Origin of the sequence: Streptomyces telluris (genome assembly GCF_024519335.1) — a bacterium.
Lineage (GTDB): Bacteria > Actinomycetota > Actinomycetes > Streptomycetales > Streptomycetaceae > Streptomyces > Streptomyces telluris.
Genome location: NZ_JANIID010000010.1, coordinates 19,761 through 46,414 on the forward strand (window position 1 = coordinate 19,761; position 26,654 = coordinate 46,414).

The window sequence follows — 26,654 nt, forward strand, 5'->3', positions numbered from 1 at the left end:
GAGGCGCGCGCCCCTCAAGCCACCGGTCCCTCAAGTCACCGGCCCCTCAGGACGGATAGGACGGACCGCCATGAAGCCCGTCGACCCCAGGCTGCTCCGGTACGCCACCGCGACCCGCTTCTTCCTCGCCGCCTCCGTCGTGCTGGGGCTGGCGGGCGCCGGGCTCGTCATCGCCCAGGCGATGCTCATCGCGGAGATCGTCACCGGCGCCTTCCAGGACGGGCGGACGGCGGGCGGGCTGGGCCCGGCCCTGGCGGGGCTGGCGGCCGTCGCCGCCGGCCGCGCCGCCGTCTCCTGGCTCACCGAACTCACGGCCCACCGCGCGAGCGCGGCGGTCAAGTCCGAGCTGCGGGACCGCCTGCTGACGCACGCCACCCGGCTCGGCCCCGGATGGCTGGACGCGCGCAGGACGGGCGAGCTCACCACCCTCGCCACACGGGGCGTCGACGCGCTGGACGACTACTTCGCCCGCTACCTGCCCCAGCTCGGCCTCGCGGTCGTCGTCCCGGTCGCCGTCCTCGCCCGTATCGTCTCCGCGGACTGGATCTCCGCGCTGATCATCGTCCTCACGCTGCCGCTCATCCCCCTCTTCATGGTGCTCATCGGCTGGGCCACCCAGTCGCGGATGGACCGCCAATGGCGGCTGCTGACACGGCTTTCGGGGCACTTCCTCGACGTCGTCGCGGGGCTGCCCACGCTCAAGGTCTTCGGGCGGGCCAAGGCCCAGGCCGAGTCGATCCGTGCGATCACCGCCGACTACCGGCGGGCCACCCTGCGGACCCTGCGCCTCGCCTTCCTCTCCTCCTTCGCCCTCGAACTGCTCGCGACCGTGTCGGTCGCGCTGGTCGCCGTCGGCATCGGCATGCGGCTCGTCCACGGCGAACTGGACCTGTACACCGGGCTGATGATCCTGGTGCTCGCGCCCGAGGCCTATCTGCCGCTGCGGCAGGTGGGCGCGCAGTACCACGCCGCGGCCGAGGGGCTGACGGCCGCGGACGAGGTCTTCGCCGTCCTGGAGACCGGGCCCGCCCCGGCCGGGACCGCACCCGCCCCCGACGCGCGGCAGGCGACCCTGACGGTCGACCGGCTGGCGGTGTGGCACGCGGGACGGGCCGAACCTTCCCTGCCCGAAACCTCGTTCGAGGTGCGGTCCGGGGAGACGGTCGCGCTCGTGGGGCCCAGCGGCTGCGGCAAGACGACCCTGCTGAACGTGCTCCTCGGCTTCGCCCGCCCGGACGCGGGCCGGGTGCTCGTGGACGGTACGGATCTGGCATCGCTCTCCCCCGAAAGCTGGCGGGACCAGGTGGCCTGGGTCCCGCAACGACCCCGTCTCTTCGCCGGGACAGTCGCAGAGAACGTACGACTGGCACGGCCCGGCGCCACGGACGCGCAGGTGCGGGAAGCACTGCGCGCGGCCGGTGCGCTCGACTTCGTCTCCATGCTGCCCCACGGCACTGACACTCGCCTCGGCGAGAACGGAGCCGGGCTCTCCGCAGGGCAGCGCCAACGCCTCGCGCTGGCACGGGCGTTCCTCGCCGACCGGCCGGTCCTCCTCCTGGACGAGCCGACGGCGAACCTGGACGGCGAGACCGAGGCGTCGGTCGTCGAGGCGATCCGCCGGCTGGCCGCGGGACGCACCGTGATCATGGTGGTGCACCGGCCCGCGCTGCTGGCCGTGGCCGACCGGACGGTGCGGATCGCCGCACCGGTTTCCCGGGCCGATGCCGTGCCGGCGCAGCGGGGGGCCGGGGCGGAGGGGAACGCGGAGGGGCAGAGTCAGGAAGCTCCAGCTGCTGCCGGTTCTCCTGATGTTGCTGATGCGTCTGACAAGTCCGATGCATCAGATGTGACCGGTGTCGCCGACGACCCCCGCGTCCTCGGGCGCGTACGGGCCGCCGCCCGCCCTCTGCGCGGCCGGTTCGCCCTGGCGCTGCTGCTGGGAGCCCTCGCCCTCGGCAGTGCCGTCGGGCTGATGGCCGTGTCCGGCTGGCTGATCTCGCGGGCTTCGCAGCAGCCGCCCGTGCTCTATCTGATGGTCGCCGTCACCGCGACCCGCGCGTTCGGCATCGGGCGCGCCGTCTTCCGCTACGCCGAGCGCCTGGTCTCCCACGACGCCGCCCTGCGCACCCTCGCGGGCCTGCGGGCGGGCGTGTACCGGAGGCTGGAGCGCCTGGCGCCCGCCGGGCTGCGCGAGACCCACCGGGGCGACCTGCTGTCCCGGCTGGTGGCGGACGTGGACGCGCTGCAGGACTACTTCCTGCGCTGGCTGCTGCCGCTCGGCTCGGCGGTCCTCGTCGGCGGCGCCGCCGTCGGCTTCACGGCGTGGCTGCTCCCGGAAGCCGGCCTGGTGCTCGCCGTCGGGCTGCTCGTGGCCGGGGTGGCGGTGCCGGTGCTGTCCGGCGCGGTCGCCCGGCGGGCGGAACGGCAGTCGGCTCCCGCCCGGGGCGAGTTGTCGGTCCGGGTCGTCGATGTCCTCGCCGGTACGGACGAGTTGACCGTCGCGGGCGCCCTGCCGGCGCGGCTGACCGGGCTGCGTGCCGCGGATGGCCGGCTCACCCGCATCGCCCGGCGCGCCGCCGCGGCCACGGCACTCGGATCCGGTCTGTCCGCCCTCGCGTGCGGACTGACGGTGGCCGCCGCCGCCTGGACGGGAGTGACGGCCGTGCACGACGGCCGGCTGGACGGACTGTGGCTGGCGGTCGTCGTACTGACGCCCCTGGCGGCGTTCGAAGCCGTGGCGGGGCTGCCGCTCGCGGTGCAGTACCGGCAGCGCGTACGGAAGTCCGCTGAGCGCGTGTACGAGGTGCTGGACGCGCCCCTGCCCGTCCGGGAAGGGACGGCCGGCGCGCCCGGAACGCCCTTCCCGCTGCGGCTGACGGACCTGACGGCGCGCTACCCCGGGCAGCCCGTCCCCGCCCTGGAGGGGTTCGGGCTGGAGCTGGCGGCGGGCCGCAGGGTGGCCGTGGTGGGCCGGTCCGGCGCGGGCAAGACGACGCTGGCCCAGGTGCTGCTGCGCTTCCTCGACGCGGAGTCCGGCACGTACACCCTCGCCGGCCGGAACACCGTGCCGATGGCGGGCGACGCGGTGCGCGAGCTGGTCGGGCTGTGCGCGCAGGACGCGCACATCTTCGACAGCTCGCTGCGCGAGAACCTGCGCCTGGCCCGGCCGGACGCGAGTGAGGCCGCCCTGCGCGAGGCCCTGCGGTCGGCGCGGCTGCTGGAGTGGGTGGAAGGGCTTCCGCGGGGGCTCGACACCCTGGTCGGGGAGCACGGGGCACGGCTGTCCGGCGGCCAGCGGCAGCGGCTCGCGCTCGCCCGCGCGCTGCTCGCCGACTTCCCCGTGCTGGTGCTGGACGAGCCCGCCGAACACCTCGACGTGCCGACGGCGGACGCCCTGACCGCCGACCTGCTGGCGGCCACGGAGGGTCGCACGACCGTGCTGATCACGCACCGGCTGACGGGCCTGGAAGCGGTCGACGAGGTGATCGTGCTGGAACGGGGCCGGACGGTGCAGAGGGGCTCGTACGAGGCGCTGGCGGCCGCCGACGGGCCCTTCCGGCGGATGCTGGAGCGCGAAGAGGCGGCGGACACCGGCCTGGAAGCCCTTTCCCTGACAAATGGTGCTTACTAGGCTCGTGGGTATGGCAGCCACGGCAGACGACTCCAGCCCGCGGGGCGCCGCCGGTCCCAGGGGCGCCGGGGCGCCCGGGAGAGGCCCGGGACCGATGGACCCCCTGGCCATCGCCACGGAGGCCACCCGCAGCCTCCAGGGCATGTCCACGGAGCTCACCGCGCGCGTGCCGCAGCTGCTGGAGGCGATGCGCTCGGTCGGCACCGGCCTGGAGCTGCACACGACCCTCGACCGCATCACCCGGACCGCCGCCGAGCTCGCCGACGCCCGCTACGCCGCCATCGGCGTCATCGACTCCACCGGCGAGGGGCTGGCCGACTTCATCACGTACGGGGTGACCAAGGAGCAGCACGAGCGCATCGGCGCGCTGCCCGACGGCCACCACGGGCTGCTGGGCGCGCTCATCCACCAGCCCGCGCCCGTGATGCTCACCGACCTGTCCTCCGACCCGCGCTCGGCCGGGTTCCCGCCCGGTCACCCGCCGATGCGGACCTTCCTGGGCGTGCCCATCCGCGTCGGGGCCGAGATCTTCGGCAACCTCTACCTCACCGAGAAGCTCGGCGGCCGCGAGTTCAGCCTGGCCGACCTGAACATGGTGAAGATCCTCGCCACCGAGGCCGGCATCGCGATCGGCAACGCGCGCGTGCACGAAGAAGAGCGTCAGCGGATGCGCTGGATCGACGGCTCCGTTGCCGTCACGACGGCCCTGTTGTCGCGCGGCGACGCCGAGGACGCACTGTCCGTCGTCGCCGAGCAGGCCCGCCGCCTCGCGGACTCCGCCGCCGGCATCGTGCTGCTGCCGGACGACGACGGCGGGCTGGAGATGGTGGCCGTCTCGGCCGACGACCCCGCCGGCCTGCTGGGGACCGTGATGCCGGCGCACAGTCCGGTCGTCGCGGACCTGCTGGCCGGGGAGCCGGTCTTCGTCGACGACTCCGCCACCGACCCGCGCATGATCACGGGGGTGGCCCCGCGCTTCGGGCCGAGCATGCTGCTGCCGCTCAAGAGCGGCGACCGGGTGCTGGGGACGCTCGCGACGCCGCGGGCGCGCGGCGCCCGCAAGTTCACGCCCGCCGAGCGCACGCTCGCCGCCCAGTTCGCCGCCCAGGCCGCCCTCGCGCTCGTGATGGCCGAGGCGCAGCGCGACCGCGAGCGGTTGGCCGTCTTCGAGGACCGCGACCGGATCGCCCGCGACCTGCACGACCTGGTCATCCAGCGGCTGTTCGCCACCGGGCTGATGCTGGAGAGCGCGCAGCGCAACGCCGTCGTGCCCGACGTGAAGCTCAAGGTCGGCCAGGCCGTCGACGAGCTGGACGTGACGATCCAGGAGATCCGTACGGCCATCTTCGCGCTGCAGCAGGGCCCCGCCGAGGCGCCCGCGGGGCTGCGTACGCGCGTCCTGCGCGAGCTGGGCACGGCCGCCGTGCCGCTGGGCTTCCAGCCCTCCGCGAGCTTCGTCGGCCCCGTCGACGCGAAGGTCGGGGAGCTCACCGGCAAGAACCTCATCGCTGCGCTGCGGGAGGCGCTCTCGAACGCCTTCCGGCACGCCCGGGCGTCGCGCATGGAGGTGGTCGTCGACGCCACGGTCGCCCTCCCGGACGGCAGGCCCGCGGTGCGGCTGACCGTCGCGGACGACGGGGTCGGCATCCCGGAGGGCGGCCGCCGCAGCGGCCTGAAGAACCTCGCCAAGCGCGCCGAGTCGCTGGGCGGCTCCAGCTCGTACGGGCCCGGGATCGGGGAGGACGGGGGCGGCACGAAGGTGGTGTGGGAGGCACCTCTTTAGACGAGGGTCTCGCCCCGGATCGCCCGGGCGGCCGCAGGTGTTCCTCCGAACGGACCTCAGCGGGCGCGCCCGGGCAGGACACGCGACAAGATCGCGTCCATGCGACGCCTGTACCGCCCGATACGCGGACCGCGCCTGCTGCCGAGGGCCGGCGCCGTGGTCGTCTCCGTCATGTGCGTGGTGTGCGCCGTGTGCGCACTGGGCTTCCCGTCACTTCCCTCACTCCCCTCCGCCCCTCCCGAGACGGTCCGCGCGCCGGACCGTGCGACCCGGGTCACCTCCGAGGTGCTCCGGCTGGCGCAGGAGAAGGAAGAGACGCGGAGGCAGTACGAGAAGGCGCTGCGCGCGGCGAAGGAGGAGAGGGAGCGGGCCCGGGAGATAGACCGCCTGCTGGAGGGCCGGAGGGTCGTCTCGGACACGCTGCGGGAGGACGTGGGGTCCGCCGCCCGCGCGCAGTACCGCACCGGCGGCTTCACCGCCGTCCCTGCGGATGAATCGGCTGCCGAGGACCCCCTTGAGCTGATGGCCGTGCAGGTGCCCGACGCCCGCCGCCGGGCGCGCCTCGCGCGGATGGTGGACGAGGACGACCGCAAGAGCCGCAGGCTGGTCGCCGAAGGGGAGGAGCTCGCCCTCTCCCGGCCCGGGCTCGACAAGCACAGCGAGCGGCTGCGTGAGCAGGTGCGCGCGCTCGAAGGGCGCCTGGTGGAGGCCCGGAGAGATCTCAACACCATGGCGGAGGCGGCGATCGACAACGGCCGCTGCGTCCCGCTCCGGCGCGCCCTCGCCGGCGGCGGGGGAGCGGGTGCGGACCACGCCGCGGCGCAGACGCCCGCGCGCTGGACGCGTCCGGTCACCTCGTACCAGCTGACCGCGGGCTTCGGGGGAGTGGGCGCCAACTGGGCGAATACGCACAGCGGCCAGGACTTCGCGGTGCCCTCCGGCACCCCGGTGCGGTCGATCGGCGCCGGCACGGTGGTCGCGTCCGGGTGCGGAGGGGCGTTCGGCATCAGCCTCGTCGTGCAGCACGACGACGGCTGGTACTCGCAGTACGCGCACCTCGCGGCGACGTTCGTGACGCCCGGGCAGCAGGTGCGCGCCGGACAGTGGATCGGACTGTCCGGGACCACCGGCAACTCCACCGGACCGCACCTGCACTTCGAGATCCGGACCTCGCCCGAGTTCGGGTCGGCGGTCGACCCGGTCCCCTGGCTGAACGCCCGCGGTGTGCGGCTGTAGGCGTGCTGCTGCAGCCGCGCGGGCCGCTAGGCGGAACGCCGGGCGGGGTCCGCGCCGGTGCCGGCGCGGAGGATCTGCTCGATGACGGCCGCGACGCCGTCCTCGGTGTTGGCGACGGTGTGGCGCGTGGTGACCGCCAGCACCTCCGGGTGGGCGTTGGCCATCGCGTACGCGGTGCCGGCCCAGCCGAGCATCTCCAGGTCGTTGGGCATGTCGCCGAAGGCCACGACATCCTCCGGGGCGATGCCGCGCTCGGCGCAGCACCGGGCCAGGGTGCTGGCCTTGCTGACGCCCGGCCCGCTGATCTCCAGCAGGGCGGTGGGGCTGGACCGGGTGAAGGATCCGTGCGCGCCGGCGGCCTCGCGGGCGATGGCGAGGAACTCGTCCGGGGCCAGGTCGGGGTGGCTGGCCAGCAGCTTGAGGATCGGCTCGGTGTACCCGCCGTCCTCGGCCAGCAGCTTCTCCGCGGGGGCGACGACCGCTCCCGGGTCGAGGAAGAACGGCGGGTACTCGGGCTCGTAGTGGATGCCGGCGGTGCGCTCGACGGCGAACGAGGAGCCCGGGGCCGCGGCGCGGACGGCGTGTACGACGGCGAGGGCGTCGGCGCGCTCCAGCGGGCGGACCTCGACGAAGCGGGCGCCGTCGCGCAGGTCCACGACGGCGGCGCCGTTGGCGCATATCGCCAGGCCGTGACCCTGCACGTGATCGCTGACCACGTCCATCCAGCGGGCCGGGCGCCCGGTGACGAAGAAGACCTCGATGCCCGCAGCCTCGGCCGCGGCGAGCGCCGCCACGGTGCGCTCGGAGACCGTCTTGTCGTCCCGCAGGAGCGTGCCGTCCAGGTCGGTGGCGATCAGCCGGGGCATGGCGGCGGGCCGCTGCGCGGCGGGGGTCTCGGGCTGCTCGGTAGCTGAAGTCACGGGTTCCATTCTGGGCCACGGGCATATGCGACGCACAGGTGTACGTAAGGCCGCGTATGCCTTCAAGCCGGTGTGCCCGTCGTCACCCCGGGCGTGCCGGTCCCACCGCTTAGGCTCGGTGACATGCGACTGAGCACCGTGATCCTTCCCGACCGCCGCTGGTCCGAGGGCGGCCGGGCCGCCTGGCAGCGAGCCGAGGAGCTGGGCTTCCACGCCGCCTACACCTACGATCACCTGTCGTGGCGGACCTTCCGCGACGGGCCGTGGTTCGGCGCGATCCCCACGCTGACCGCCGCCGCCACCGCCACTTCCCGGATACGCCTGGGCACGCTCGTCACCTCCCCGAACTTCCGGCACCCCGTCACGCTGGCCAAGGAGCTCATCTCCCTGGACGACATCTCGGGCGGCCGCATCACCATCGGCATCGGCGCCGGAGGCTCCGGCTTCGACGCCACGGCGCTGCTGAAGGACGGCCAGGAGCCGTGGACGCCGCGGGAGCGGGCCGACCGCTTCGGCGAGTTCGTGCCGCTGCTGGACCGCCTGCTCACGGAGGGCGTCGTCACGCACGAGGGCGAGCACTACTCCGCCTTCGAGGTGCGCAACATCCCCGGCTGCGTCCAGCGCCCCCGGCTGCCCTTCGCGGTCGCGGCCACGGGCCCGCGCGGTCTGCGGCTCGCCGCCCGCCACGGGCAGGCGTGGGTGACCACGGGCGACCCGAAGCTCTTCGAGACCGGCACGCCCGAGCAGTCCCGGGCGGCGGTCGCGGGCCAGATCGAGCGGCTGGGCGCGGCCTGTGCCGAGCTGGGCCGGGACGTCTCGGAGCTCGGCAAGACCATGCTGACGGGCTTCAGCCCGGACCGGCCGCTGGACTCAGTGGACGCCTTCGTCGACTTCGCCGGCTCGCACGCGGAGCTCGGGATCGACGAGATCGTGGTGCACTGGCCCGTCGCGGACTCGGTCTTCGCGGCGGACGTCGCCGTCTTCGAGAAGATCGCGACGGACGGGCTCGCACAGCTCTCGCCCTGACCTCATCCGCCGGGATTCCGGCACGGAGGGTGGAGAGGGAGAATCGGGGCATAGGCACCTACGGGGGGCGCGTTCCACAGAGAGCCGGCCTGGGAGGTCCCCCATGCACTCCTCGCACTCCTCGCGCTCCTCGTCGAGCACCCGGTTCGCCCCCGACCGGGGGCTCACCGCCCGCATGGTGAGCACGATGTTCTTCATCGGGCTGCTCTACGTGGTCTTCGTGGGCGTGCTGCTGGCGCTCCTGCGCGGAGCCTGGCCGGTCATCCTGCTCCTCGCGGGCGGCCTGTTCGTCGCGCAGTTCTGGTTCAGCGACCGGATAGCCGCCTTCAGCATGGGGGCGCGCGAGGTCACCCCCGAGCAGGCGCCCGAGCTGCACGGCGCCGTCGACCGCCTGTGCGCGCTCGCGGACATGCCGAAGCCGCGCGTGGCGATCGCCGACAGCGATGTGCCCAACGCCTTCGCCACCGGGCGCAACCGGAAGAACTCGCTGGTCTGCGCCACCACCGGGCTGCTGCGCAGGCTGGAGCCGGAGGAGCTGGAGGGGGTCCTCGCCCACGAGCTCTCCCACGTCGCCCACCGCGACGTCGCCGTCATGACGATCGCCTCCTTCCTGGGCGTCCTGGCCGGGGTCATCACCCGCGTCGGCCTGTGGGGCGGCTTCCGCCGCGCGGGCGAGCGCGACAGCAACACGGCCGTCCTGGTCGTGCTGATCCCGCTGATCAGCGCCGTCGTCTACGCGATCAGCTTCCTGCTCACCCGCCTGCTGTCGCGCTACCGGGAGCTGTCGGCCGACCGTGCCGGCGCCCTGCTGACCGGCCGGCCCTCCGCCCTGGCCGCCGCCCTGACCAAGGTCACCGGTGAGATGGCCCGGATCCCCACCCGCGACCTGCGGCAGGCCGAGCCCTTCAACGCCTTCTACTTCGCGCCCGCCTTCTCCAAGGAGAGCTTCGGGCGCCTGCTCTCCTCCCACCCGACGCTGGAACAGCGGCTGGAGCAGCTCGGCCGGATCTCGGCCCGGCTCGGCCGCGCCTGACAGCCCGATCGCCGTCCCCGCCCGGAAGGAGCGTGCGCCCGTGGGCTTCCTGGACGCCATCCTCGGCCGCAGCAAGCCGGTCCGCCCCGACCTCGACCAGCTCTTCGCCCTGCCCTCCGCCGCGGTCACCCTCCAGGCGGGCGCGGGGTTCGCCCCGACCGGGCTGGGCTCGGTCTGCTTCGCGAGCGTGGAGGGCGGGGCCTTCGTACAGCTGCAGCGGGACGTACGTGACCTGCTGGACGCCGACACGGAGCGCGGCGGAGTGCCCGTGGAGTTCAGCAGGGACGCGTACGGCTACACCTGGCTGCTCGCACGGCAGCCGCCGGAGGACACGGCCGCGCTGGTCAACGACCTGCACGCGGTGAACACGCTGCTCCAGGACGGAGGGTTCGGGCCGCAGCTGCTCTGCTCCCTGATGGGCTTCCGCGACGCCGGCGGGCGCTCGCTGGCTCTGGTCTACCTCTACAAGCGCGGCACGTTCTATCCCTTCGCGCCGGTGGCGGAAGGGCAGGACAAGCGGGACAACGGCCTGGAACTGCAGGTGCGGGCGCTGCTGGCGGACGACCTGCGGGTCGAGGAGGACCTGGCGCGCTGGTTCCCCGTGTGGGGCGCGCCCGGTCTGTGAGCAGGACGGGCCCGCCCCGGGCGGCCGGGGAGGGGCGGTCCGGCGTCGCCGGCCCGGGGCGAGGGCTCAGCCGGGGAAGCGCAGGAACTCGGCCGGTACGCGCTCGACCAGCCACACGCCGTTCTCGCTGACGCGGAAGACGTGCCCCGCACGGTGCATCCCCTGTGCGTCCACGGTCAGCACGACCGCCTTGCCGCGCCGGGCGCCCACGCGCGTCGCGGTCTCGCGGTCGGGGGACAGATGGACGGCGTGCCGGGCCATGGGGAGCAGGCCCTCGGCCCGGATCGCGGCGACCGAGCGCGACACCGTGCCGTGGAAGAGCACGGCAGGCGGTTCGGTGACCGGCAGACCGAGCTCCACGGGCACGGAGTGCCCCTGGTTGGCCCGGATGCGGTCGCCGTCGAGCGCGTAGCGCTGCTTGTCGCTGGCGGCGACGACCTCTTCCAACTCGGCCCGGCTGAAGGGGAAGCCGTGCGCCGCGCTCGCCGCCAGCAGGGCGTCCACGGGCGTCCACCCCTGGGCGTCCAGGGTGATGCCGATCCGGTCCGGCTCGTGCCGCAGGTGCTTGGCCAGGTACTTCGAGATGCGCGTCGCGCGCTGCGCGTCCATTACCGCCTCCGGGCCTTTCCGAGTTCCTCGGCGGCCCAGCGGGCCCATTCCTCGCGCATGGCGGCGAAGCGCAGGCCGTACTCGAGCGCCAGCCGGCCGTTCACGGACAGCGCGTCGTCTCCCCAGTCGACATTGCGCTCGACTTCCTCCAGCGCCTTGTGGAGGCCCGCCGCCCGCTCGGCCTCGCCCATGAGGTAGGCCGTGGCTTCCACGGGCGTGAGGTGGTTGAGGAAGAAGACCCGCAGGAGGGCTTCGCTGCGGCGGCCCGTGCTGGGCGGGGTCTCGGTGAGCCAGTGGTGCAGCTCGGCGCGGCCCTCGTCCGTGATCGCGTACTCCTTGCGGCCGCGCGGGCCCTCCGCCGCGACCTCCAGCATGCCGGCCTTCGTGAGCTTGCCCAGCTCGCCGTAGACCTGGCTCTGGGTGGCGGGCCAGGCGTTGTTCAGCGAGGTCTCGAACCGCTTCATCAGGTCGTACCCGCTGGCGGGCTGGTCGGCCAGCAGGCCCAGCATCGCGTGTCTCAGGCTCATGCCCTCCACTCTACCTTCCACTGTTGACATGTCGAGTGAGGAGCTTCTACCTTTGACCTGTCAGAGTTGGAATGTCGGCGGGAGGGCCGGCGCCGGCCTCCCGAGGAGACTTCGATGAACTATGTGCGTGGCTTCATTCCCTGGATCGCCTTCGCGGTCGTCTCCTCCGCCGGCTGGCAGTGGGGCGCGGTGGCCGGGCTCGTCGCCGGGGCCGGGCTGCTGGTCCAGGAGCGCAAGGCCGGCGCCGCGGGGAGTTCGCTGATCCTGGAGGTCAGCACGGTCTGCTTCTTCGCCGCGCTCGCCGTCCTGGCCTTCGCCCTCCCGCACAGCGGGCTGCGGCACTTCGGCGGTGCCCTGTCCCTGGGATGGCTCGCGCTCACCGCCTGGGCCACGCTGGCCGTCGGCCGTCCGTTCACGACGGGCATCGCCAAGACGCAGGCGCCGCCCGAGGTGTGGGACACCCCGTTCTTCCGCCGTATCAATGTCGTGATCACCTCCGCCTGGGCCCTCGCCTTCACCGTGACGGCCGTCGCGCTGGCCGCCGTGAGCGCCGCCGGCCTCGGCAGTGCGATATCCGTCCCGGTCCAGGCCGCGGGCTTCGCCCTGCCCGCCCTCTTCACCGCCCGTTACCCCGAGCGTGCCCGCGCCCGCCACGCCCCGGCAGCCCGGTAACCCCCTTCACCGCAGAGGAGATCCGCGCCATGACGACGACCGCGCCCGCCCACCTCGCCGGCAACTTCGCGCCCGTGACGGAGGAGCTGACCTCCTACGACCTCCCGGTCACCGGGGCGGTCCCGCCCGAGCTCACCGGCTGGTACCTGCGCAACGGGCCCAACCCCCGGGACGCGGCATCCGGTCACTGGTTCTTCGGCGACGGCATGATCCACGGCGTGCGCCTGGAGGCCGGCCGGGCCACCTCCTACCGCAACCGCTGGGTCCGCACCTCCACGTTCACCGACGGCGCCCGTATCTACGACGAGCGCGGCACCCGCGATCTCGCCGCAGGAGCCGCCAACACCCATGTGGTGCGGCACGCCGGCCGCACCCTCGCCCTGGTCGAGTCCTCCTACCCCTACGAGCTCGACGACCGGCGCGGACACGAGCTGGAGACCGTCGGGCCCCACGACTTCGGCGGCCGTCTGACGACGCCCATGACCGCCCACCCCAAGACCTGCCCGGCCACGGGCGAGCTGCACTTCTTCGGCTACGGAGGCCTGGCCGCGCCCTACCTCACCTATCACCGGGCGGATGCGGACGGCGAGTTGGCGGTCAGCAGACCGATCGACGTCCCCGCGCACACGATGATGCACGACTTCCACCTCACCCGCTCCCACGTCGTCTTCATGGACCTACCGGTGCTCTTCGACTTCGACCGTGCGGTACGGCCCGGCGGCGGCATGCCGTACGCGTGGGACCCCGGCTACGGCGCCCGGCTGGGGGTGCTGCGCCGTGACGACCCCTACGGCGAGGTGCGGTGGTTCGCCATCGACCCCTGCTACGTCTTCCACTCCCTCAACGCCCACGAAGAACAGCACCCCGGCGGGGAGCGGATCGTGCTGTACGTGGCCCGCTATCCGCACTACGGGAGCGAGGCCGGGGAGCGCGCCCACGCCACCTTGTGGCGGTGGACCCTCGACCTGGCGACCGGAGCGGTGGCCGAGGAACAACTGGACGATCAGCCCTGTGAGTTCCCCCGGATCGACGACCGGCTCGCGGGTCTCGCGTCCCGGTACGGGCACGTCACCAGCGCCGCACTCCCCGGCAGGCCCCAGGAGCGGGCCGCCCTGCTCCGCTACGACCTGCACACGGGTTCCGTCGCCCGCCACGACTTCGGGCCCGGGCGGACCCCTGCCGAGGCGGCGTTCGCCCCCGCCGACGACCGCCCGGGCGGCCCCGGATGGCTGCTGACGTACGTCCACGACGCGGCGACCGACCGGAGCGACCTCGTCATACTCGACGCCAACGACCTCGCCGCGGCCCCGGTGGCCACCGTCCATCTGCCGCAGCGGGTGCCCTACGGCTTTCACGGCAACTGGCTCGCGGACCGCTGAAGCGGATCAACGTCCCGGTCACCGGCCCGGTCACCGGCCTGATCACCGGCGGATCGCCGACGGCTATGCGTCCTCCGGGCGGGTGACCAGCGCGTCCATGGTGCGGGCCCGGACCTCGCGCTCCGCGGCAGCGGCGATGAAAGCGGCGACGTTCCCCGGCCCCACGAGAGCCGCCACGGCCCGGACCGTCTCCTCGGGCAGCCTGACGTCTCCCCGGGCGGACGCCGGCGAGCCGACCGCGTCGCCGCCCCCGCCGGCCGTGCCCACGGCGGCCTCGCCGTCCAGGTGGTCGCGGAGGTAGCGCGTGGCCATGGCGCGCATGGCGCGGGCGAGTTCGGCGTCGACCGTCTGCTGGGCCAGGGGGCGCAGGCGGCGCACCAGTGCGGCGGCCTCGGCGGCCTCCTCGTCGGTGGGCGCGTGGTCCAAGTACTGCCGGAAGACGTATTCGGTGGTGAAGTCCAGGAAGCGGCCCGCTATGTGCTCGACTCTCGTGCGCAGTTCGCGCAGGTGGCCGGTGATGGCGGGCAGGGGCACCCCCGCGGCGTGGAGCTCGGCGGCGACTGCCAGCTCCTGCGGGCTCGGGACGAGGAACTCCCCGGGCGAGCCCGGTACGCGCACGAGGACGCCGAGCTGCACCGCCTCCTCCACGGCGGCGTCGTCGGGGACGCCGCCGAAGCGGGCGTCGAGCTCCGCGCGGGTGATCCGGCCCGTCTCCTCGTCCGTCCACGGCCCGTCCACCTCGGCCACCAGCCCGAGGACCCCGCCCAGGCCGCGGCCGGTGTCCCAGGCGTCCAGCAGCTCCTTGATGCTGGCCAGGGTGTAGCCCCGGTCGAGGAGCCCCGCGACCTGGTGCAGCCGCGCCAGGTGCGCGTCCCGGTAGACGTTGGCGCGCCCGCGCCGCTCCGGCTTGGGCAGCAGCCCGCGGTCCTGGTAGGCGCGGATCGTGCGGACCGTGGCGCCGCTGCGGTGGGCGAGGTCCTCGATGCGGTATTCGTGGGGCCGCTCGGGTCGCCCGGGATGCTCGGACAAGTGGGTCGCTCCTTACGAGAGGGCCGCGCGGCCTATCGCGCCCGCCGCGGTCCGTGCCGCGGGTGAGGTCGCCAGATAGTCAACGGCCCTGCGCAGCGACCCCTCCTTCGAGGGATGGTACGACCGCCGGAGGTAGCGGGGCACGGCCGAGCCCAGCTCGCGCCAGCCCGGCAGCAGGCCCTTCGCCACGGCCCGGTTGTGCGCGCGCAGCGAGTAGCGCATCCGCCCCACGAGCCGGGGGTCGTTGCGGATCAGGAACCGGGCGCCGTAGCCCCACAGGTAGAACAGCACGGGCGCCGTCACGGCCATGCCCAGGGCGCGGCGGGCGTAGCGCCCGGGATCCTCCCCGCCGCAGTGCTCGTACATGTCGAAGGCGACCGAGCGGTGCTCGACCTCCTCGGCGCCGTGCCAGCGCAGCAGGTCCAGCATCACCGGGTCGGGCACGGCCCGGTCGAGGCCCTCCGCCTCCAGCACCCAGTTGCCCAGCACGGCCGTGAACTGCTCGATGGCGGCGATCAGCGAGAGCCGGAAGCGCAGCCACTCCGGTGCCGTCACCGGCAGGCCGAACGGCGGTCGCTCACCGAGCAGGACGTCGAAGAGGTAGTCGACGTGGCGGGTGTACGCGCTGGTGTCCAGGCCCTGTGCGGCCAGGTGGCCGAGCACGTACGCGTGCTGCACGCTGTGCGTGGCCTCCTGGCCCATGAACCCCTTGACGTCCTTGAGCAGCGCCGGGTCCCCGACCAGCGGGAGGGCCTCCTTGAACACCTTGACGAACCACCGCTCCCCGGCGGGCAGCAGCAGGTGCAGGACGTTGATGACGTGGGTCGCGGTGGGCTCGTCGGGTATCCAGTGCAGGGGCGTCGTGTCCCACTCGAAGGAGACGCGGCGGGGGGCTATCGTGTGCCCGCCCGCGTGGCCGTCGGTCATTTCTGCTCCTCCGCCGTCCGCTACAGCGGCGGCTCGATCCGGGCGAGGGCCCGCTGCGCCCACGGGGCGAAGCGGGACATGAAGTGGAGGCCGTGGGCCTCGGGGGTGACCGGCACGACCGCCTGGTTGCGGACCACCGCTCGCAGGACCGCCTCGGCGACCTTCTCCGGCGGGTAGTTGCGGCGGCCGTAGGCCCGGCTCGCCTTGGTGCGCATGTGCCGCTGCTCCTCTTCGGAGACCCCGGCGAAGCGCGTGGCGCCGGTGATCGGGGTGTTGACGATGCCGGGGCAGATGGCGGAGACGCCGATGCCCTGCCCGGCCAGCTCGGCGCGCAGGCACTCGCTCAGCATCAGCACCGCCGCCTTGGACGTGCTGTACGCGGGAAGGGTCCGGGAGGGCTGGAAGGCCGCGGCCGAGGCCGTGTTGACGATGTGGCCGCCCTGGCCGCGCTCGGCCATCTGCTTGCCGAAGAGGCGGCAGCCGTGGATGACGCCCCACAGGTTGACGTCGAGCACCTTGCGCCAGTCCTCGGCCGAGGTGTCCATGAAGGATCCGGCGAGCCCGATCCCGGCGTTGTTGACCAGCACGTCCACCACGCCGTACTCGGCGGCGACCTTCGCGGCGAGCTTCTCCATCGCCGCTTCGTCCGAGACGTCGGCGCACTCGCCCCAGGCGCCGGGGGAGCCGATCAGCCGGGCCATGTCGGCCGTACGGGCCGCGCCCTCCGGGTCCCGGTCGACGGCGACGACCCGGGCGCCCGCCTCGGCGAACGCGAACGCGGTGGCCCGGCCGATGCCGCTGGCCGCCCCCGTGACCAGCACCAGCCGTCCGGCGAACCAGCGCGCGTACGGGCCGGCGGGTCCGGTCTCCGCTGCCCGCCCGCCCTCCTGCCGGGACAGTGCGAACTCGGCGATCCATGCCGCCACTTGATCCGGCCGGGTGCGCGGCACCCAGTGCTTGGCGGCCAGATTGCGCCGCACCAGGCCGGGGGCCCACTGCTCCAGGTCGTCGTAGAGCCGCTCCGAGAGGTAGGCGTCACCGGTGGGGGTGATCAGCTGCACGGGCGCGTGGGCGTAGGCGTCGGTGCGCGGGCGGCGCAGCCGGGCGCGGATGTTGTCGCGGTAGAGCCAGGCGCCGTGGGCGGCGTCCGACGGCAGGGAGGGCGTCGGATAGCCCGAGACCGGGAGCTTCTCCAGGCGGGCCATCAGCTTGGGCCACTGCTTGCCCAGCGGGCCGCGCCAGGCGGCCTCCGGCAGCCCGGGGGTGTGCAGCGCGTACACGTACCAGGAGCGGGCGCTCTGGCCGAGCATCTGGGCCACCCGCCGAGGGGTGGGCCGCGCCGCGCGCTTGCGGAACCACATCGCCATGTGGTCGAGGGAGGGGCCGGAGATGGAGGTGAAGGAGGCGATGCGGCCCTCGGTCCGGGCGGCGGTGGCGAACTCCCACGCCTGCACCGAGCCCCAGTCGTGCCCGGCCAGGTGCACCGGGGCGTCCGGGCTCACCGCATCCGCGACGGCCAGGAAGTCGTCCGTGAGCTTCTCCAGGGTGAAGCCCCCGCGCAGCGGCTTCGGCGCGGTGGAGCGGCCGTGGCCGCGCACGTCGTACAGCACGACGTGGAAGCGGTCGCGCAGCCGCTCGGCGACCTCGGACCAGACCTCCTTGCTGTCCGGATAGCCGTGCACGAGCACCATCGTGGGCAGTGAGGCGTCGCCCAGCTCCGCCACGCACAGCTCGACCCCGCCCGTGCGGATCCGGCGCTCCCGCGCGCCCTCGAGTCCCGCGCTGTTGCCGGCGTTCTCGCTCATGCGGCCCTCTCCTCCTGCGTGCGCCGCACGTGCGGCAGGTCGTCGTCCAGCCAGAACGCGCTCTCCTCGGGATCCCGGGAGTCGGTGACCACCAGAAGCTCCTCGAACTTCGCGCCCGTGCCCCGGAAGCCGAGGTGGGGCTCGACCGCCCACAGGCCCGGCCGGGGCGGGTGGTCGGAGAACCGGTGCGGGCTCCACAGCGGGGACCAGCCCTCCCGGTGCCCGCGCAGCGCGTCGGAAGCGAGCCCCTTGAGCGCCTGGGTGCCGAACCCGAACACATGCGGGGACCAGCGGCGCTCCCTGACCCGGCCCACCTTGTGCGCGATCACCCCGAACGGATAGGCGCGGTGCCGGTTGGCATAGCCCTGGCGGACCATGAGCCGGTCCACGTCCTCGTATATCCCGCGCAGGGGGCGGCGCTCGCGCACCTCGCGCAGGACGAGCTCCCGGTGCTCCGCGAGATCGGCCATCAGGCGGTCGTGCAGCGGGTTCGGGCCCAGACAGCCGGAGTAGCCGATGTCGGCCGTGAAGCCGCGGTGGACCGGGGCCATGTCGAGGATGAAGGGCATCCCCGCCTCCAGCCGCCGCTCGGTCGGGAAGAACTGCAGGGGCACCCGGAAGCCCGCGAACGCCGTGCGGTCCCCGAACCAGGCGAAGGGCAGGTGGAACCAGTCCCGCACGCCGCGCCGGCGCAGCCACTCCCGCTGCATCCGGGCCGCCTCGCGCTCGGTGACGCCCGGCCCGAGCTGTGCGGCCACCGCCTCCGCGCAGTCGTAGGCCAGCCGCTGGACTTCCCTGAAGCCCCGCAACTCGCTGCTGAGTTGCCGGGGCACTGCTGAGGTCATGGCCATTCGTCCGTCCCGTGAGCCGACTCCGGTACGCGTCCGTAACGTGACACTGATGAATGTGACAATGACCGGCGGCTGCGTCAAGAGTCGTGCACGGCCTGTGGAAAACCTCTTCGCCGCCCCGCACCCTCCGCCGGCCCCGCACCAGGCCCGGCACCCGGCCCACCCCTCCCTGCGGACCGTTCCCCTACGGGCACGTCAGACCCGAGGACTACACGGAACCAGCCGTCAGGTCTGACGCCTGGTGTGGTACGCGCCACTACCTTCGAAGGTGTGACTGTGATCGCTACCGAAAGCCTCAGCAAGCGGTTCCCCCGGGTGACCGCTCTTGACCGGCTGTCCGTCGACATCACGCCGGGCGTGACCGGCCTGGTGGGCGCCAACGGAGCCGGCAAGTCCACGCTGATCAAGATCCTGCTCGGGCTGTCCCCCGCCACCGAGGGCCGCGCCAGCGTGCTCGGCCTCGACATCGCGACCGAGGGCGCCGCCATCCGCGAGCGGGTCGGGTACATGCCCGAGCACGACTGCCTGCCGCCCGACGTGTCGGCCACCGAGTTCGTCGTCCACATGGCGCGGATGTCGGGCCTGCCCGTCACCGCGGCCCGCGAGCGCACCGCCGACACGCTGCGCCACGTGGGCCTGTACGAGGAGCGCTACCGCCCCATGGGCGGCTACTCGACGGGCATGAAGCAGCGGGTCAAGCTGGCCCAGGCCCTCGTCCACGACCCCCAGCTGGTCTTCCTGGACGAGCCCACCAACGGCCTGGACCCCGTGGGCCGCGACGAGATGCTCGGCCTGATCCGCCGCATCCACACCGACTTCGGCATCTCGGTGCTGGTCACCTCACACCTGCTCGGCGAGCTGGAGCGCACCTGCGACCACGTCGTCGTCATCGACGGCGGCAAGCTGCTGCGTTCCTCCTCGACCAGCGACTTCACCCAGGCCACGGCCTCCGTCGCGGTCGAGGTCACCGACTCCGACACCCACCCGGACGGCACGGCGGCCCTCGCCGCCGCGCTCGCCGCGGCCGGCCTCGCCGTCCAGCCGATCGGCCAGGCCGGGGAGTTCGCTGCAGCAGGTTCCGGCCACGTCCTCCTCGTGGACGTCACCGGCGACGACACCTACGACACCGTGCGCGACGCGGTCGCCGATCTCGGCCTCGGCCTCATCCGCATGGAGCAGCGCCGCCACCGCATCGCGGAGGTCTTCCAGAGCGCACACGAAAGGGGCAGCACCGATGCCGCCTGAGACCGCCTCCGCGCCCGCGCAGGACGTCATCCACAACATCGGCTACCGCAACTACTCCGGTGCCCGCCTCGGCCGCTCCTACGCCCGCCGCTCGCTCTTCTCGCAGAGCCTGCGCGGCGCGTACGGCCTGGGCCGGTCGGCGAAGTCCAAGGTGCTGCCGATGATCCTGTTCGGCGTGATGTGCCTGCCCGCCGCCATCATGGTGGCCGTCACGGTCGCCACCAAGCTCAACAAGCTGCCGGTGGAGTACACGCGCTACGCGATCATCATGCAGGTCGTCATCGGCCTCTACGTCGCGGCACAGGCCCCGCAGTCCGTCTCGCGCGACCTGCGCTTCCGGACCGTGCCCCTGTACTTCTCGCGCCCCATCGAACGCGTCGACTACGTGACCGCGAAGTTCGCCGCGATGTTCTCCGCCCTGTTCATCCTCACCGCGACGCCCCTGCTGATCCTCTACGTCGGCGCCCTGCTCGCCAAGCTCGACTTCGCGGACCAGACGAAGGGGTTCGCCCAAGGACTGGTCTCCGTGGCACTGCTCTCCCTGCTCTTCGCCGGCATCGGCCTGGTGGTCGCCGCGCTCACCCCGCGCCGTGGCTTCGGCGTCGCCGCCGTCATCGCCGTCCTGACCATCTCCTACGGGGTGGTGAGCACCGTCCAGAACATCGCCCTGCAGCGCGACAACACCGACGCGATCGGCTGGATGGGCCTGTTCTCGCCCATCACCCTCATCGACGGCGTGCAGTCGGCGTTCCTCTCCGCGACCTCCGCCTTCCCCGACGGCCACGGGCCGAGCACCGCGGCGGGCTTCGTCTACCTGCTCGTCACCGCCGCCCTGATCGCCGGCTCCTACGGGGTGCTGATGAGCCGCTACCGAAAGGTCGGGCTGTGACTTCGATCCGCATCGACAACGTCTCCCGCTGGTTCGGCAACGTCGTCGCCGTCAACGACGTCTCCATGACCGTCGGCCCGGGCGTCACCGGCCTCCTCGGCCCCAACGGCGCCGGGAAGTCCACCCTCATCAACATGATGGGCGGCTTCCTCGCCCCCTCCACCGGCACCGTCACCCTCGACGGCGCACCCATCTGGCGCAACGAGCAGATCTACCGCCACATCGGCATCGTTCCCGAGCGGGAGGCGATGTACGACTTCCTCACCGGCCTGGAGTTCGTCCGCGCCAACGCCGAACTGCACGGGCTGGGCGCCGCCGAGGCTCAGCGGGCGCTCGCCACCGTCGAGATGGAGTACGCCCAGGACCGCGCGATCAGCACGTACAGCAAGGGCATGCGGCAGCGCGTGAAGATGGCCTCCGCGCTCGTCCACGAGCCCTCCGTACTGCTGCTGGACGAGCCCTTCAACGGCATGGACCCGCGCCAGCGCATGCAGCTGATGGAGCTCCTGCGCAGGATGGGCGCCGAGGGCCGCACCGTGCTCTTCTCCTCGCACATCCTGGAGGAGGTCGAGCAGCTGGCCACCCACATCGAGGTCGTCGTCGCGGGCCGGCACGCCGCCTCCGGCGACTTCCGCAAGATCCGCCGGCTGATGACCGACCGCCCGCACCGCTATCTCGTGCGCTCCAGCGACGACCGCACGCTCGCCGCCGCCCTGATCGCCGACCCGTCGACGGCGGGCATCGAGGTGGACGTCCAAGAGGGCGCCCTGCGCATCCAGGCCGTCGACTTCGGGCGCTTCACCGCGCTGCTGCCCCGGGTCGCCCGGGAGCACGGCATCCGGCTCCTGACGGTCTCGCCCTCGGACGAGTCCCTGGAATCGGTCTTCTCGTACCTCGTCGCGGCCTGAAAGGAGCCCAGCGCCATGTTCAACGCCACCGTCGCACGGCTCACCTACCGGGGCCTCCTGGGCCGCCGCCGTGCCTTCATCCTCTTCGGGCTGCCCGCCCTCCTGATCGGCGTCTCCGTCGTGGTCCGGGTCCTCGTCGGCGCCGACGACGGCACCGCGGGCAGCGTGCTGGGCGGCCTCGCGCTGGCCACCATGGTCCCGCTCATCGGCGTCGTCGCCGGGACCGGCGCGATCGGCCCGGAGATCGACGACGGCTCCGTGGTCTACCTGCTGTCCAAGCCGGTCAAGCGCCCCACGATCATCCTCACCAAGCTGATCGTCGCGATCGCCGTCACCGCCGTCTTCTCGGCCGTTCCCACGCTCATCGCCGGCTTCGTCCTCAACGGCAACAGCCAGCAGATCGCGGTCGCCTACGCCGTCGCCGCGGTCGTCGCCTCCATCGCCTACAGCGCGATGTTCCTGCTGCTGGGCACCCTCACCCGGCACGCCGTCGTGGCGGGCCTGGTCTACGCGCTGGTGTGGGAGTCGCTCTTCGGTAGCCTCGTCCCCGGCGCGCGCACCCTGAGCGTCCAGCAGTGGTCGCTCGCCCTCGCCCAGCGCATCGGGGTGGAGGGCGCCGTCTCCTCGGACGTGGGCCTGCCGCTGGCCCTGTCCCTGCTCGCCGGTGTGACGGTTGCGGCGACGTGGTTCGCGGGCCGGAAGCTGCGCTCCCTGACGCTCGCCGGGGAAGAGTGAGCCTCATCCCCCCGAGGCTCACACCGGCAGCAACCGAGCCTCAATCCCGTACGGCATAACGCTGCAGCGCCCGGGCGATCTCCACCTGCTCGGGCGCGAGCGCGTCCTCTTCGTCCTCGACGTCCCACAGGGCGTTCTGCAGCACCCTGCCCAGCGTCCAGCGCGCCGCCCGCCGCCGGTCCAGCCCCAGGACGTCGGTCATCAGGTCGAAGCGGCGCAGCACTGCCCGCCGTACGTCACCGGTCGCGGTGATGTCGTCCCACCGGTCGTGCAGGGCGGGCAGCAGTTCGAAGCCGGCGTCGCCCACGAGCGGCTTGGGGTCGATGGCGAGCCACGGCTCGCGCGCGGAGCCCGGCACGGGGGCGAGGACGTTGGCGTAGTGGAGGTCCCAGTGCAGCAGCAGACCGCCCGGCTCGCCGACGACCTCCCGGACGGCCCCGGCGCACGTCTCGACCAGTCGGCGCTCCGAGGGGTCGCGCAGCTCCGGCAGCGCCGTGGGGACGTCCTTCAGCATCGCCCCGGCGACGTCCCCGAGGGAGCGCAGCCCGGTGGGCGCGGGAGCCTTCAGGAGCCGCCCCAGCAGCTCGGCGAGCGTCTGCAGTGCGGCTTCGGCATCCGGTATGGACAAGAGTGAACGGTTGGCGTCCAACCGTTCCAGCAGCATCGTGCCGGTCGCGGCGTCGTGGTCGAGGAGCGCGACCGCCCCGTCACCGTTCCAGGCACCCAGGGCGGCCGGTTCCCCGGCGCTCTCGTCGGTGACCGGCTGGAGCTTGAGCGCCGCCGGGGTGCCGTCCTCCCGCAGCACGGGCAGGACGAGGGCGACCATGCCGTGCGAGGCCGGCCCGTCGATCCGCAGGCCCCAGCGGTTGAGGAAGCGGGCCGCGAGCTCCGGCAGAGCGGCGACCCAGGAGCGGCCGGCCTCCCCGTCGAAATCCTCGTGGAACCCGGCGAGTTCCGCCGGGACGGTGATGTGGTGAGCGGCGTGCATGGGCGACGGTCTCCTCACGACGGGTGGGGAGGCCCCGGAGGGCCTCCTGTCCACCCAACGTCTCAGATCTTCCGATCGCGCCCGGCGCCCATGGCGAGAAGCAGCAGTGCCGCGCAGGCGACGAGCAGCAGGGAGACGGGAAGCGTCCAGCTGTCGGTCGCCTGGTGGACCGCACCGATCGCGAACGGGCCGACGGAGGCGAGCAGGTAACCCCATGTCTGCGCCATGCCCGACAGGCGGGACGCGGTGTGGGCGTCGCGCGTGCGCAGCACCATCAGCGTCAGGGCGAGGCCGAGCAGACCGCCCTGCGCGACGCCCATCAGCGTCGCCCAGACCCACGCGCCCGCCACGGGAGCGGTCAGCAGGCCGGTGACCCCGGCGGCCATGAGGACGACGACCCCGGCGCCGAGCAGGCGCTGGTCGCGCATCCGGCCGGCGACCATGGGCACGACGAACGAACCGGCCATCTGCACCAGCGTGTAGAAGGCGTAGACCATGCCGGCCTCGTTCTTGCTCATCCCCCCGTCGGTGAACACCGTGGGCATCCAGGCGATGCACACGTAGGCGATCAGCGACTGGGTGCCCATCATCAGCGTGACCTGCCAGGCGATGGGCGACCGGGTCAGCTTCGGACCGCTCTGCGCCGTCTGCACGGGCGTGGTGGCCGCACGGCCGTGCCGGGTGCCGCGCCGTGCGAGGACGGCCTGCGGGATCCACACGACGGCCGCCACGGCGGCGAGCAGCGACCAGGAGGCCAGGGAGCCCTGCCAGCCGCCCAGGGCGTTCTCCAGGGGCACGGACAGGGCGGCCGAGCCGGTGGCGCCGAGGATCAGCGTGGTCGAGTACAAGGCGGTCATGCTCGCGGCGCGGTCGGGGAAGTCCCGCTTCACCAGGCCGGGCATCAGCACGTTGAGCAGGGCGGTCGCCGTGCCGACGAGCGCGCAGCCGACGAACAGGGCGACGACCGGGGGCGCGATGCGCAGCAGGATGCCGCCGCACAGCAGCAGGAGGGCACCGCACAGGACGGTCTCCGTGCCCCAGCGCCGGGCGAGCTTCGGGGCGACGATCGAGCCCAGGCCCATGAAGACCAGCGGGATGGTGGTGACGAGGCTGCTCGCCGCGGCCGCCAGGTGGAAGTGGTCGCCGATCTCGCCGATGAGGGGCGAGACGCCGGCGAGAGCGGCCCGCATGTTGAGCGAGGCGAGGACGATGCCGGTCATGACGAGCGCGGGGCGGGCGCGCAGGGTGCGGCGCGCGGCGGCCACCGGGGGCGTGGGGGTCGTGTCCTCCTCCGCGTCTATCAGGGGGTCGAGTGTGTCCGGCCTCGTTTCCGACATGGGGGTGCCTTTCCAGGGACGTGCGGTGGGGTGGCGCGGGATGGTGCGGGTCAGCTCTCGGCGAGGAGGCTCTCCACGGCCTGCTTCGGGCGCTCCAGGAGGGCCCGGGCGGCCCGCGCGGCGGCCTCGGGGTCGCCGGAGGCGATGGCGTCCATGAGGGCGTGGTGGTCGCCGTGGATGATGCGCGGCATGTCGCGGTCACCGAGCGCGGTGACCAGCGCCTCGCGCACGGAGCTGCTGAACCAGGCGTAGGTCGCGGTCAGGGCGCTGTTGTGCGCAGCCTCCACGACGGCGCGGTGGAACTCGACGTCGTGGTCGGCGTAGAGCTCCAGGTTGCCGGAGTCGGGCTGGCCCTCGGGGTCCTCGAACGCCGTCTGGGCGTCCAGGGCGGCCTTCATCCGGGCGAGGTCGGCGGGCTCGTGGCGCACGGCCGCGAGGCGCGCGGCCTCCGCCTCCAGCGCGATGCGCAGCTCCAGCACGTCGCGCACCCCGGCGCGCTGCACGCCGCGCATGATCTCGGCCGGGTCGGCCATGGAGACCACGAACGTGCCCTCGCCCTGCCGAGAGCGCAGCATTCCGGCGTGCACGAGGACGCGGACGGCCTCGCGGACCGTGTTGCGGCCGACCTGGAGCTGCTCGGCGAGCGCGTGCTCGGTCGGGATGCGGCTGCCGATCTTCCACTCGCCGGCCGCGACCTGGGCGCGCAACTGATCCACGACGGTGTCCACGAGGGACTGCCGTCCCGCTGCCCGCAGTGCCATTCGTCCTCCGGTCCCGGCCTCGGCCGCACATGATTCACCCGATTGCCCAGTCATCCTACAACTGCGCGCGCAAGGCGCCCAGGGTGCCGGGCGGCTACCGTCGAAAGGTGCGTGGACGGGAAGGGCGCCGCGGCTCCGGCACGCCCGGCCGGTGGCCGGCCGTCGCCGCCCGCGCCGCTTCCCTGGCCCGCTCCGGGATCCGTTCCTGGATCCGCTCCTCGCCGGGGACGCACATATGGCTGCTCGTCATCGGCATCACCAGCCTCGTCATCGCCGCGGCGAGCCAGGACCTGGAGAGGTTCCTGCTGCACCGCACCAGCAGCAACCTCCACCAGCTCACCAAGCACCCGTGGCAGTCGCTTCTGATCAGCGGGTTCTGGATCGAGAACCCCTCGTCGTTCCTGCTCTACGCCGCGCTCTTCGAGGCGCTGCACGCGAACGTGGAGCGCTGGATCGGCACCGCCCGGTGGCTCTTCACCGTCGGCTTCGCGCACATCGCGGCGACGCTCATCAGCCAGGAGATCGTGCTGATGTCGATAGAGGACCACTCGCTGCCGCGGTCGATGAGGAGAGTCGTCGACATAGGCGTCTCGTACGGGCTCGCGGCCTCCGCCGGGATCCTCACCTACCGGATGCCGCGGCCGTGGCGGTGGTTCTACCTCGCCGGAGTGGTGCTCTTCTTCGGCCTCCCGCTGGCCACGGGCGGCACGTTCACCGACGTGGGGCACGCGATAGCCGTGTCCATCGGGCTGGGCTTCCGGCAGTTCACGCACGGCTGCCCGGCATGGGACTTCGCGCGCGTGCCCGAAGCCCTGCGCCGGGCGGTCGCGGCCGCCCGGCCGGACCCGGTCAGCCGAAGAGACGCTCCAGGACCGTAGCGATCCCGTCGTCCTCGTTCGACCCGGTGACCTCGTCGGCGACGGCCCGCAGCTCCGGATGGGCATTGGCCATGGCCACGCCGTGGGCCGCCCAGCCGAACATCGGTATGTCGTTGGGCATGTCGCCGAAGGCGATCGTGTCGGCCGGCTTCATCCCGAGCCGGCGCGCGGCCAGGGACAGGCCGGTGGCCTTGCTCAGCCCCAGCGGCAGCAGCTCGACGATGCCCGCACCCGCCATCGTCACGCCGACCAGGTCGCCCGCCGCCGCCCGCGCGGCCTCGGCCAGGGCGTCGTCGTCGAGCTCCGGGTGCTGCAGGTAGAGCTTGTTGAGCGGCTCGGCCAGGAGCTCGTCCCGGTCGTGGGCCGGGACGGCCGGCAGGGGACCTTCCTGGATGCGGTAGCCGGGGGTGACGAGCACCTGGCCGTCGAGGCCGTCGCGGCCCGCGGCGAGGTGCAGCGGGCCGGTCTCGGCCTCGATCTTGGCGATGGCCAGCCCGGCGAGCCGCCGGTCCAGCGTCACCGACGTCAGCAGCCGGTGCTCGCCCGCGTGGTAGACCTGCGCGCCCTGCCCGCACACCGCCAGGCCCTGGTAGTCCAGCTCCTGGAGGATGTGGCGCGTCCACGGGACGGCCCGGCCGGTCACGACGATGTGCGCGGCACCCGCCTCCGTGGCCAGCTTGAGGGCGGACCGGGTGCGCTCCGAGACGGTCTCGTCGGAGCGCAGCAGGGTGCCGTCGAGGTCGGTCGCGACGAGACGGTAGGGCAGCGGGGAACCAGGGCCGTCGCTCACTGTGTTGTTCCGTTCGCTTCTCCGCCTGTGCGGCGCAGAGGTGCGGGTTTCGTTGCCGGGCGCGCCCCGG

General features: G+C 73.2%; 24 protein-coding genes. 13 read left to right on the plus strand and 11 right to left on the minus strand.

Features of this window, described 5'->3' with window-relative positions; translation table 11 throughout:
• Nucleotides 1–70: 70 nt before the first annotated feature.
• The 3 genes from cydD to NQU55_RS36460 all read left to right on the plus strand — a co-directional run bounded on the left by cydD (nt 71) and on the right by NQU55_RS36460 (nt 6,650).
• Entirely contained in the window at nt 71–3,631 is a 3,561-nt protein-coding gene (gene cydD / locus NQU55_RS13650) for a thiol reductant ABC exporter subunit CydD (protein WP_168090781.1), read from the plus strand.
• Between the two features lie 94 nt (nt 3,632–3,725).
• On the plus strand, nt 3,726–5,414 hold the full coding sequence (locus NQU55_RS13655) for a sensor histidine kinase (RefSeq protein WP_168090796.1): 1,689 nt from the start codon (nt 3,726–3,728) through the stop codon (nt 5,412–5,414).
• Between the two features lie 99 nt (nt 5,415–5,513).
• Entirely contained in the window at nt 5,514–6,650 is a 1,137-nt protein-coding gene (locus NQU55_RS36460; protein WP_168090780.1) for a M23 family metallopeptidase, read from the plus strand.
• Between the two features lie 26 nt (nt 6,651–6,676).
• Here the strand turns inward: NQU55_RS36460 and NQU55_RS13665 are convergent, their stop codons facing one another.
• Nucleotides 6,677–7,579: a Cof-type HAD-IIB family hydrolase gene (locus NQU55_RS13665; protein WP_168090779.1), complete on the minus strand. Its 903-nt coding sequence runs from the start codon at nt 7,577–7,579 to the stop codon at nt 6,677–6,679.
• 114 nt (nt 7,580–7,693) lie between these two features.
• Here NQU55_RS13665 and NQU55_RS13670 point away from each other — a divergent pair, with 114 nt between their 5' ends.
• The 3 genes from NQU55_RS13670 (at nt 7,694) to pspAB (ending at nt 10,254) form a co-directional block, all read left to right on the plus strand.
• On the plus strand, nt 7,694–8,596 hold the full coding sequence (locus tag NQU55_RS13670) for an LLM class flavin-dependent oxidoreductase (RefSeq protein WP_168090778.1): 903 nt from the start codon (nt 7,694–7,696) through the stop codon (nt 8,594–8,596).
• A 103-nt stretch (nt 8,597–8,699) separates the two neighbouring features.
• Nucleotides 8,700–9,629, plus strand: coding sequence for a zinc metalloprotease HtpX (htpX, locus tag NQU55_RS13675; protein ID WP_168090777.1), 930 nt, complete (start codon nt 8,700–8,702; stop codon nt 9,627–9,629).
• Between the two features lie 40 nt (nt 9,630–9,669).
• Nucleotides 9,670–10,254 carry a PspA-associated protein PspAB gene (gene pspAB, locus NQU55_RS13680; RefSeq protein WP_168090776.1) on the plus strand — a complete coding sequence of 195 codons (585 nt, stop codon included), beginning with the start codon at nt 9,670–9,672 and terminating at the stop codon, nt 10,252–10,254.
• Nucleotides 10,255–10,320: 66 nt separating this feature from the next.
• Here pspAB and NQU55_RS13685 read toward each other — a convergent pair whose 3' ends face one another.
• The gene (locus NQU55_RS13685) at nt 10,321–10,863 is read right to left on the minus strand and encodes an RNA 2'-phosphotransferase (protein ID WP_168090775.1); all 543 of its coding nucleotides are present in this window, start codon (nt 10,861–10,863) and stop codon (nt 10,321–10,323) included.
• The gene (locus NQU55_RS13690) at nt 10,863–11,390 is read right to left on the minus strand and encodes a PadR family transcriptional regulator (protein WP_168090774.1); all 528 of its coding nucleotides are present in this window, start codon (nt 11,388–11,390) and stop codon (nt 10,863–10,865) included. The genes NQU55_RS13685 and NQU55_RS13690 overlap by 1 nt, the downstream gene beginning before the upstream one ends.
• 114 nt (nt 11,391–11,504) lie before the next feature.
• Here NQU55_RS13690 and NQU55_RS13695 point away from each other — a divergent pair, with 114 nt between their 5' ends.
• On the plus strand, nt 11,505–12,062 hold the full coding sequence (locus NQU55_RS13695; protein ID WP_168090773.1) for a hypothetical protein: 558 nt from the start codon (nt 11,505–11,507) through the stop codon (nt 12,060–12,062).
• Nucleotides 12,063–12,091: 29 nt separating this feature from the next.
• Nucleotides 12,092–13,441, plus strand: a complete 1,350-nt coding sequence (locus NQU55_RS13700) for a carotenoid oxygenase family protein (protein WP_168090772.1) — start codon at nt 12,092–12,094, stop codon at nt 13,439–13,441.
• A gap of 63 nt (nt 13,442–13,504) precedes the next feature.
• Here the strand turns inward: NQU55_RS13700 and NQU55_RS13705 are convergent, their stop codons facing one another.
• The 4 genes from NQU55_RS13705 to NQU55_RS13720 are packed head-to-tail and all read right to left on the minus strand — an operon-like array spanning nt 13,505 to nt 18,047.
• On the minus strand, nt 13,505–14,470 hold the full coding sequence (locus NQU55_RS13705) for a MerR family transcriptional regulator (RefSeq protein ID WP_168090771.1): 966 nt from the start codon (nt 14,468–14,470) through the stop codon (nt 13,505–13,507).
• Between the two features lie 12 nt (nt 14,471–14,482).
• The gene (locus NQU55_RS13710) at nt 14,483–15,397 is read right to left on the minus strand and encodes a metal-dependent hydrolase (protein WP_168090770.1); all 915 of its coding nucleotides are present in this window, start codon (nt 15,395–15,397) and stop codon (nt 14,483–14,485) included.
• A gap of 20 nt (nt 15,398–15,417) precedes the next feature.
• Nucleotides 15,418–17,202 carry an SDR family oxidoreductase gene (locus NQU55_RS13715; RefSeq protein WP_168090769.1) on the minus strand — a complete coding sequence of 595 codons (1,785 nt, stop codon included), beginning with the start codon at nt 17,200–17,202 and terminating at the stop codon, nt 15,418–15,420.
• Nucleotides 17,199–18,047 carry a M24 family metallopeptidase gene (locus NQU55_RS13720; RefSeq protein ID WP_168090768.1) on the minus strand — a complete coding sequence of 283 codons (849 nt, stop codon included), beginning with the start codon at nt 18,045–18,047 and terminating at the stop codon, nt 17,199–17,201. Before NQU55_RS13720 ends, NQU55_RS13715 begins: the two co-directional genes overlap by 4 nt.
• 282 nt (nt 18,048–18,329) lie before the next feature.
• Here NQU55_RS13720 and NQU55_RS13725 point away from each other — a divergent pair, with 282 nt between their 5' ends.
• The 4 genes from NQU55_RS13725 to NQU55_RS13740 are packed head-to-tail and all read left to right on the plus strand — an operon-like array spanning nt 18,330 to nt 21,830.
• Nucleotides 18,330–19,298, plus strand: a complete 969-nt coding sequence (locus NQU55_RS13725) for an ABC transporter ATP-binding protein (RefSeq protein ID WP_372504712.1) — start codon at nt 18,330–18,332, stop codon at nt 19,296–19,298.
• Nucleotides 19,288–20,187, plus strand: coding sequence for an ABC transporter permease (locus NQU55_RS13730; protein ID WP_168090766.1), 900 nt, complete (start codon nt 19,288–19,290; stop codon nt 20,185–20,187). Before NQU55_RS13725 ends, NQU55_RS13730 begins: the two co-directional genes overlap by 11 nt.
• Nucleotides 20,184–21,095, plus strand: coding sequence for an ABC transporter ATP-binding protein (locus NQU55_RS13735; protein ID WP_168090765.1), 912 nt, complete (start codon nt 20,184–20,186; stop codon nt 21,093–21,095). Before NQU55_RS13730 ends, NQU55_RS13735 begins: the two co-directional genes overlap by 4 nt.
• A gap of 15 nt (nt 21,096–21,110) precedes the next feature.
• Nucleotides 21,111–21,830: an ABC transporter permease gene (locus NQU55_RS13740; RefSeq protein ID WP_168090764.1), complete on the plus strand. Its 720-nt coding sequence runs from the start codon at nt 21,111–21,113 to the stop codon at nt 21,828–21,830.
• 40 nt (nt 21,831–21,870) lie between these two features.
• On the opposite strand, the gene NQU55_RS13745 is transcribed toward NQU55_RS13740, so the two are convergent.
• From NQU55_RS13745 to NQU55_RS13755, 3 genes are all read right to left on the minus strand, one after another.
• Complete coding sequence (locus NQU55_RS13745; protein WP_168090763.1) at nt 21,871–22,818, minus strand: aminoglycoside phosphotransferase family protein; 948 nt, start codon at nt 22,816–22,818, stop codon at nt 21,871–21,873.
• 62 nt (nt 22,819–22,880) lie between these two features.
• Nucleotides 22,881–24,155, minus strand: a complete 1,275-nt coding sequence (locus tag NQU55_RS13750) for a CynX/NimT family MFS transporter (protein ID WP_168090762.1) — start codon at nt 24,153–24,155, stop codon at nt 22,881–22,883.
• A gap of 50 nt (nt 24,156–24,205) precedes the next feature.
• A complete protein-coding gene (locus tag NQU55_RS13755; RefSeq protein WP_168090761.1) occupies nt 24,206–24,916 on the minus strand; it encodes a FadR/GntR family transcriptional regulator in 711 nt (236 codons plus the stop codon).
• Between the two features lie 107 nt (nt 24,917–25,023).
• On the opposite strand from NQU55_RS13755, the gene NQU55_RS13760 reads away from it, so the two are divergent.
• Entirely contained in the window at nt 25,024–25,794 is a 771-nt protein-coding gene (locus tag NQU55_RS13760; protein ID WP_372504713.1) for a rhomboid-like protein, read from the plus strand.
• On the opposite strand, the gene NQU55_RS13765 is transcribed toward NQU55_RS13760, so the two are convergent.
• Nucleotides 25,766–26,584 (minus strand): HAD family hydrolase, encoded by an 819-nt coding sequence (locus NQU55_RS13765; RefSeq protein ID WP_256790612.1) that lies wholly within the window; start codon nt 26,582–26,584, stop codon nt 25,766–25,768. The genes NQU55_RS13760 and NQU55_RS13765 overlap by 29 nt on opposite strands.
• Between the last annotated feature and the right edge of the window lie 70 nt (nt 26,585–26,654).